Origin of the sequence: Bacillus sp. SH7-1 (genome assembly GCF_008042405.1) — a bacterium.
Taxonomy (GTDB): domain Bacteria; phylum Bacillota; class Bacilli; order Bacillales; family Bacillaceae_G; genus Bacillus_A; species Bacillus_A thuringiensis_N.
Window position 1 is genome coordinate 21,540 of record NZ_QNUD01000038.1, and the last position, 2,698, is coordinate 24,237.

The following is a 2,698-nucleotide window of genomic DNA, read 5'->3' on the forward strand; positions in this document are numbered from 1 at the left end:
GAGATGAAGTATATGGCAATAAATGATGAAGGGATAGCAATTAAGCTATCCCTTCATCATTTATTATGGTTCTTTATTTACTTTAAATTCAGTAATACATGTTAATGGGTGTATTTTATTATCAATCACTATTTCTTATTTTTTATTTCCTCTTTTATACTTTTCACAAATACACCTAGTTCAACAACTTCTGATTTTTCTTCCCCATATTTACGTACATTTACAGCTCCGTTCTCCATTTCCTTATCTCCAATAACAAGAACATAAGGAACTTTTTGCATTTGTGCTTCTCTTATTTTATATCCTAATTTTTCATCTCGCACATCTCGTTCAACACGAATGCCAGCTTGAGCTAACTTATCAGTAACCTCATCTGCATATTGTACATGGACTGTATTCGATACTGGAATAACTTTCACTTGAACTGGTGCTACCCAAGCAGGGAACGCTCCTCCAAAGTGCTCAATTAATATTGCTAAGAAGCGGTCTAAAGATCCTAATACTGCCCGGTGAATGACAACTGGTCTTTTCTTTTCATTCTTCTCATCTATATAATTCAAATCAAATTTCTCTGGCATTTGAAAATCTAGCTGGATTGTTCCGCACTGATGACTTCTATTTAAAGCATCTTTAATATGGAAGTCAATTTTCGGTCCGTAAAATGCACCATCACCTTCATTTAGTCTATATTTATAATTTAATGATTGTAATACATTTGCTAATGCTGCCTCTGCTTGCTCCCACAATTTATCATCACCCATTGAATCTTCTGGACGAGTAGAAAGTTCTACTTCATATTCGAATCCAAAAGTTTTATATACATAATCGATTTGCGCCATTACAGATTTAATTTCATCTTTAATTTGTTCTGGAGTTACAAATAAATGTGCATCATCTTGGCAGAAAGTACGTACTCTTAATAATCCGTTTAACGCCCCACTAAATTCATGGCGATGTACTTGACCAAACTCACACATACGAATCGGTAATTCGCGATAAGAATGCAATTTATTTTTGAACATTAGCATATGCCCTGGGCAGTTCATTGGTTTTAATGCAAAACTTTTATTATCCACTTCTGAGAAATACATATTATCTTTATAATGTCCCCAGTGCCCTGATCTTTCCCATACTTCTTGGTTCATCATGAACGGAGTGCGTACTTCTTGATAATTGTACTCTTTTTGAATTTCTCTTAAAAATGCTTCTAACTCATTACGAATAATTTGTCCTTTCGGTAAATAAAATGGCATTCCTGGAGCCTCTTCAGAAAACATAAATAACTCAAGCTCACTACCTAATTTACGATGATTTCTTTTTGCTGCTTCTTCAACGAAATGTAAATACTCTTCTAATTCTTTTTGAGAAGAGTATGCAACACCATATATACGCTGAAGCACTTGATTATTACTATCTCCTCGCCAATATGCACCGGAAACGTGAGTTAATTGAAATGCTTTCAAATAACCTGTAGATGGTAAATGTGGTCCTCTACATAAATCTACAAATTCACCTTGCTTATACAGTGTTACACTTTCCTCATCAGGAATTGCTTCTAAAAGTTCTAATTTCAAACGATCATTCATTTCTTGAAATAGTTTTGCTGCTTCTTCTCGAGAAACCTCAAATCGTTCTATTTTTACGTTTTCTTTTATAATATTTTTCATTTCTATTTCGATTTTTCGTAAGTCTTCTACGTTTACACTACTGGGAAGATCAATATCATAATAAAATCCATTTTCAATAACAGGCCCTACACCAAGGTTTACATTACCATACATTCTCTTTACAGCTTGCGCTAAAATATGTGCCGCAGAATGTCTTGCAATTTCTACACCTTCATTTGAATCTATAGTAATGATTTCTACTTCCGCATTTTCTTCAATATTTCGGCGTAAATCATATAACCGATCATTTACTTTCCCTGCGACTGCTTTCTTTTTTAAACTACTGCTAATGAATCCCGCAATTTCTTCTAAAGTAACTCCATTTACAAATTCTTTCACGCTACCATCTGGAAATTTAATTTCAATCATTTGTTCTTTCATTTTTCATCTCTCCATTTCATAATAAAAAGCACACTCATCCCTAAAATAGGGACGAGCGTGCTTATACCCGTGGTTCCACCCAGATTCCCATTACAAACAAACAATGGCTTCATTTACGGTAACGTCGTTTACACGGCACTAGATACTTCATTTCCCCAGTGCAGCTCTAAAGTTATTTTTCTGCGTTAGGAAGTTCTCAGCTTTCCTTCCTTCTCTGTATAACCGGGTAAAATAACTCGTGTCCTTTTCTGCACTAGATACTTCATTTCCCCAGTGCAGCTCTAAGGTGGTAAGTTATTTTTCTGCGTTAGGAAGTTCTCAGCTTTCCTTCCTTCTCTGTATAACCGGGTAAAATAACTCGTGTCCTTTTCTTCGCTTATTATGAAATTGAATACAAAAAAGCATATCCATCCCTAAAATAGGGACGAATATGCTTATATCCGTGGTTCCACCCAGATTCCCATCACAAAATGTAATGGCTTCTTTTGCGATAACGTCGCATACACGGCACTAGATACTTGATTTCCCCAGTGCAGCTCTAAAGTTATTTTTCTGCGTTAGGAAGTTCTCAGCTTTCCTTCCTTCTCTGTATAACCGGGTAAAATAACTCGTGTCCTTTTCTTTGCTTTTAAAAGTACATCCATTTATTG

General features: G+C 35.2%; 1 protein-coding gene and 1 other annotated feature. The gene reads right to left on the reverse strand.

What is annotated here, in order from left to right; genetic code table 11:
* Positions 1–128: 128 nt before the first annotated feature.
* Entirely contained in the window at positions 129–2,048 is a 1,920-nt protein-coding gene (gene thrS / locus DN390_RS25015; RefSeq protein ID WP_147808765.1) for a threonine--tRNA ligase, read from the reverse strand.
* Positions 2,049–2,465: 417 nt separating this feature from the next.
* Positions 2,466–2,680: a binding site (T-box leader), on the reverse strand.
* Between the last annotated feature and the right edge of the window lie 18 nt (positions 2,681–2,698).

Coding starts and splice junctions, on each gene's coding strand:
- thrS (WP_147808765.1), bottom strand. CDS start 2,048: ATGAAAGAACAAATGATTGAAATTAAATTTCCAGATGGTAGCGTGAAA.